Below are 5,356 nucleotides of genomic sequence, written 5' to 3'. Positions count from 1 at the left end.
CAAGTCCGACAGACTGCTAGGGAGCGAACGGGGAGCCTTCCCGAGCTGTGGACGAAAGCATAGGTTATCCACCGGTTATCCCGCGGCTGACCACCGCTCCTCCCGAGCTTACCCACATAGCAGTACCAAGGGCAGGCACCTGAGAGGGTGAGAGATATCAGGGTTATCCACAGATATGCCCCTGCCTAGTAATCACAGGGTGTAATAGATAGATAACTAGTAATAGTAGGAGGACTCTTCCAGGGGGGGGCACGACAGGCGAGTGATCCCCGATCCCGGCCGGTCATCTCACCCCGTGTCCACGGCCACAGCCTCAGGCGGCGATGGGCGACGCGGTCGAGTCAGGGAAAAATTGCACCGTCGGCGGGAAATCACTACAATTTCCGGTCTTGAACAGAACCGGCTCGGACTCCCCCGTGGACTCCGGGCACCTCGCAATCGACGTATCGTCCAGAAAACCACGTGGGAATAACGAGTTATGAAACGCACCTTTCAGCCCAGCGTCCTCAAGCGCAAGCGTACACACGGTTTCCGTGCCCGGATGGCCACCAAGAACGGCCGCGCCGTGCTGGCTCGTCGTCGTGCCAAGGGCCGCAAGCGCCTGAGCGCCTGATCACGGACCCTGCGTGTCCCGTCAGTCGTTTCCCCGCCGTCTGCGCCTGCTGACGGCCGGGGATTATCGTCAGGTCTTCGACAATGCCGCCTTCAAGGTCCATGGCAAGGGGCTGATGGCATTGGCCGCACCCAACGGCCTGGGGCATCCACGCCTGGGGCTGGTGGTCAGCAAGAAGAGCCTGCGCCGCGCCGTCGACCGCAACCGAATCAAGCGACTGGGACGCGAGTCGATCAGGCTCCAGCAGCAGCGTCTTCCCGCCGTGGATATCGTGCTGCTGTCGCGCCGAGGTGTCGGCGAGCTGGACAACGCCACCCTGCAGCGGCAGCTCGTCGGGATGTGGCGGCGCCTGGAGCGCGAGGTACACAAGGCTGCCTCTCGCCACGCCGAGAGCGGCGACGCACCGCCAACCTCCGATCGGAGCCCGCGAGAGCATGAGCGCCCCCCTTCGCACCACCAGCGTTCGCCGGGTCACGCTTGACGTCGTCGGGGCGAACCTCGAAAGTCCGTGTTCGGAAGTCAGCCTGCCCCCGGCAGGCTTTTGTCTATCTCGGGCGGATGAAACGCCTTCCGCCATCGGCATGTTCACTACCCATCGGGCAGAACCCTCATGGACGTAAAACGACTCCTATTGCTGATTCCCCTGGCGGTGCTCGCCTACCTGATCGTCGTGCAGTGGAATCAGGACTATGGCCAGACCGCCGTCGAGCCCCAGGCTCCCTCCTTCTCCGCCAGCCAGTCCGAGTCCCAGGCTCCCGAGAGCCGTGCCGACGAGGATGGCCTGGCGGTGCCCTCGACGAATCGCGGCGCCGACATGGCCCAGTCCATGCCGGGCGATGACGAGGCCAGCACCGGGCGTGAGCTGATCGCCGTGGTCACCGACGTGCTCGACCTGCGCATCGACCCCCAGGGGGGCGATATCGTCTATGCCGCCCTGCCCCAGCACAAGCTGACGCTGAATTCGGATCACCCATACGTGCTGCTCTCCGACAGCGAGAGCCGCAGCTACGTGGCGCGCTCCGGGCTGCAGCTCGACGGCCAGGCCGGCCGCATCGCCTTCACGCCGGAGCAGACCGAGTACCGCCTGAGCGAGGGTGAGAACCGCCTGGAAGTCGACCTGCGCGCCGAGGTCAACGGTGTCGACGTCATCAAGCGCTTCACCTTCGAGCGCGGCAGCTATGCGGTGGACGTCAACTACTACCTGGCCAACAACACCGAGGCCCCGGTATCGGCACGTTTCATCGGCCAGCTCGCCCGCGACAACAGCCCCGATCCCTCCAGCGGCCCCAAGATGGGGATGCGTTCCTACCTGGGCGCGGCCTACTCCACTCCCGAGGATCGCTACCTGAAGGTCGACTTCGAGGAGATCCAGGAGGGCAACTTCGACAATCGCGAGGCCGAGGGCGGCTGGGTGGCGATCATCCAGCACTACTTCGTCAGCGCCTGGGCACCGCCCCAGAACCAGCAGAACCTCTACTACGCCACCACCGACTCCCGCGGGCGCAACGTCGCCGCCTTCGCAGGCCCCGTCACCGAGGTCGCCGCCGAGGGCGAGGCGCGCCTGGGCGCGACCCTGTACATGGGTCCCAAGGTGCAGGACTACATGGAGGCCGTGGCGCCCAACCTCAAGCTGACCGTCGACTTCGGCTGGCTGTGGTTCATCGCCAACCCGCTGTTCTGGCTGCTCGACAAGATCCATGACGTGATCGGCAACTGGGGCTGGTCTATCGTGCTGCTGACCATCCTGGTCAAGGCCGCGCTGTGGCCGCTCTCCGCCAAGGCCTACAAGTCCATGGCCCGCATGCGCAAGCTGGGCCCGGAGATGCAGCGCCTCAAGGAGCAGTACGGCGACGATCGCCAGAAGATGTCCCAGGAGATGATGAAGTTCTACCAGAAGGAGAAGATCAATCCTCTGGGCGGCTGCCTGCCGATTCTGGTGCAGATGCCGGTGTTCATCGCCCTCTACTGGATGCTGCTGGAGTCCGTGGAGCTGCGCCACGCGCCGTTCATGTTCTGGATCCAGGACCTCTCGGTGAAGGATCCCTTCTTCATCCTGCCGATCCTGATGGGCGCCTCGATGTTCGTGCAGCAGATGCTCAACCCGACCCCGCCGGACCCCATGCAGGCGAAGATCATGAAGATGCTGCCCATCGTCTTCACCTTCTTCTTCCTGTGGTTCCCGGCCGGCCTGGTGATCTACTGGGTGGTGAACAACATCATCTCCATCGCCCAGCAGTACGTGATCACCCGCAGGATCGAAAACGACCCCAGCGTCGGCAAGGGCATGAAGACCAAGTAGGCCCGCCCCCGACCGCGACTCACCGGACCCCCGCCCCGTGCGGGGGTCTGGCGTTTGGGGCGTCCGCCGCCGACAATGACGCCGCCAGCTCGAGGAGACCGCCATGCCCACCTTCCATGACCAGGACACCATCGCCGCCCTGGCCACCCCGCCGGGGCGCGGCGGGGTCGGCATCATCCGCGTCTCGGGGCCGCTGTGCGCGGCGATCGCCGAAGCGGTGGTGGGCCACCGCCCCGCCCCGCGCCACGCCCACTACGGCCCCTTCCGCGGCGCGGAGACGGTGATCGACGAGGGCCTCGCGCTGTTCTTCCCCGGCCCCCACTCCTTCACCGGCGAGGATGTCCTCGAGCTGCAGGGCCACGGTGGGCCGGTGATCATGGACCTGCTGCTGGAACGCTGCCTGGCGCTGGGGGCCCGGGTGGCACGCCCGGGCGAGTTCTCCGAGCGCGCCTTCCTCAACGACAAGCTCGACCTGGCCCAGGCCGAGGCGATCGCCGACCTGATCGACGCCAGCTCCCGGGCGGCGGCGGAGAACGCCCTGCGCTCCCTGCAGGGCGACTTCTCACGCCGGGTGGCCGCCCTGGTGGAGCGGCTGATCGAGCTGCGCATCTATGTGGAGGCGGCCATCGACTTCCCCGAGGAGGAGATCGACTTCCTGGGCGACGGCCGGGTCGCCGAGATGCTCGCCGCGGTGAAGGAGGAGCTGGCCGCGGTGCGCGCCGCCGCGGGCCAGGGCGCGCTGATGCGCGAGGGCATGAGCGTGGTGATCGCCGGCCGCCCCAACGCCGGCAAGTCGAGCCTGCTCAACGCCCTCACCGAGCAGGAGACCGCCATCGTCACCGACATCGCCGGCACCACCCGTGACGTGCTGCGCGAGCATATCCATATCGATGGCATGCCGCTGCACGTCATCGACACCGCCGGCCTGCGTGACACCCCCGACGCCGTGGAGAAGATCGGGGTGGCTCGGGCCTGGGAGGAGATCGAGAAGGCCGACCGAGTGCTGCTGATGGTGGATGCCGCCACCTCCGAGGCCAGCGACCCCATGGCCATCTGGCCCGAGTTCGTGGCACGCCTGCCCGACCGCGCGCGGCTCACCCTGGTGCGCAACAAGATCGATGCGAGCGAGGAGGCTCCCGGGCTCGACCTGTCCACCGCCACGCCCATCGTTCGGCTATCCGCGAAGACCGGGGAGGGTGTGGATAAACTGAAGGAGCACCTGAAGGCGGTGATGGGCTTCACCGCCACCCCCGAGGGGCGCTTCTCGGCGCGCCGCCGGCACCTCGACGCCCTGGATCGCGCCGAACAGGCCCTGGCCAGCGGCGAGGCGCAGCTCACCGGCTACGGCGCCGGCGAGCTGCTCGCCGAGGACCTGCGGGATGCCCAGCAGGCGCTGGGCGAGATCACCGGGGAGTTCAGCGCCGATGACCTGTTGGGCGAGATCTTCGGCAGCTTCTGTATCGGCAAGTAGCCAGCTTGCCGAGTCTCAGTTGGGCGAGAGCTTCGGCAGCTTCTGCATCGGAATATAGCGAGAAGGCTACTCCCCCACCCACCAGTCGCCGCGGTAGTCGGCGGTGTCTCCCAAGAGCGGCACCACGCGGGCCATGGCGGCGGCGAGACGTTCGTCCAGCCCCCAGGGCGGGTTGACCACCAGCATGCCGCTTCCGAACATGCCGCGTGCCTCCTGACCCGGCTGTCGCTGGCGCAGCTCGCTGCGCCACACTTTGCGTATCCCGCCCGCCTTCACGGCCTCCAGCAGCTCATGATGGCGTCCCGCCGGGAGCAGCGGGTACCACACCAGCACCACCGCATGGCGTGCCTTGCGCAGGGTCGCCAGCAGGGCCTCGGCCACCTCGGCGTACTCCGCCTTGCGCTCGTAGCTGGGGTCGATCAGCACACAGAGCCGCGGCGTGGCCACCGGCAGCCGCTCGACCAGCCCCTTGAGGCCGTCACCATGGAAGGTGCGCACCCCTTCGGCGGGGAGCTGGCCCGTGAGGTGACCATGCTCCCCGGGGTGCAGCTCGAAGAGCAGCTGGCGATCCCGGGGACGCAGGCGCCGCCCCATCCACCAGGGCGACCCCGGATAGTGGCTGAGCCGTCCGGCCTGCGGCTGCGCCTCGGCCAGTGCCGCCAGCCACCCCGCCAGCAGGGGCTCCTCGTCCAATGAGCGGCGCGCCTCCCACAGCGGCAGCACCCCCTCACGGTACTCGTGCAGCCGAGCGGTCTCCTCCGCGGCCAGGGGATAGATGCCTCGGCCGGCATGGGTATCGATGAACGTAATAGGCGATTCTTTACGTAACAGGTGGTCGATGACCGCATGCAGCGTCAGGTGCTTGTGGACGTCGGCGAAGTTGCCGGCGTGATAGGCGTGTTGGTAGGAAAGCATGGTGGCGGTTCCGCGAATCGGCAAGGTACAGAAAGGGCCCGCCACAACTGTGGCGGGG

Annotated in this window: 5 protein-coding genes; 4 read left to right on the top strand and 1 reads right to left on the bottom strand. The window is 67.0% G+C overall.

Annotation, left to right across the window (positions count from 1 at the left end; all coding sequences use genetic code 11):
* The first annotated feature begins 478 nt into the window (after positions 1–478).
* The 4 genes from rpmH to mnmE all read left to right on the top strand — a co-directional run bounded on the left by rpmH (position 479) and on the right by mnmE (position 4,383).
* Complete coding sequence (gene rpmH / locus Q673_RS23555; protein WP_023005112.1) at positions 479–613, top strand: 50S ribosomal protein L34; 135 nt, start codon at positions 479–481, stop codon at positions 611–613.
* A 13-nt stretch (positions 614–626) separates the two neighbouring features.
* A complete protein-coding gene (gene rnpA, locus Q673_RS35895; RefSeq protein WP_023005111.1) occupies positions 627–1,094 on the top strand; it encodes a ribonuclease P protein component in 468 nt (155 codons plus the stop codon).
* A 129-nt stretch (positions 1,095–1,223) separates the two neighbouring features.
* Positions 1,224–2,912: a membrane protein insertase YidC gene (gene yidC / locus Q673_RS23545; RefSeq protein ID WP_031217729.1), complete on the top strand. Its 1,689-nt coding sequence runs from the start codon at positions 1,224–1,226 to the stop codon at positions 2,910–2,912.
* A gap of 103 nt (positions 2,913–3,015) precedes the next feature.
* Positions 3,016–4,383 (top strand): tRNA uridine-5-carboxymethylaminomethyl(34) synthesis GTPase MnmE, encoded by a 1,368-nt coding sequence (gene mnmE, locus Q673_RS23540; RefSeq protein WP_023005109.1) that lies wholly within the window; start codon positions 3,016–3,018, stop codon positions 4,381–4,383.
* Between the two features lie 66 nt (positions 4,384–4,449).
* On the opposite strand, the gene Q673_RS23535 is transcribed toward mnmE, so the two are convergent.
* Positions 4,450–5,298 (bottom strand): 23S rRNA (adenine(2030)-N(6))-methyltransferase RlmJ, encoded by an 849-nt coding sequence (locus Q673_RS23535; protein WP_023005108.1) that lies wholly within the window; start codon positions 5,296–5,298, stop codon positions 4,450–4,452.
* Positions 5,299–5,356: the final 58 nt, after the last annotated feature.

Origin of the sequence: Halomonas sp. PBN3 (assembly GCF_000475415.1) — a bacterium.
In the GTDB taxonomy this organism is placed as follows: Bacteria; Pseudomonadota; Gammaproteobacteria; order Pseudomonadales; family Halomonadaceae; genus Halomonas; species Halomonas shengliensis.
This window is presented reverse-complemented; position numbering and strand designations above follow the sequence as displayed.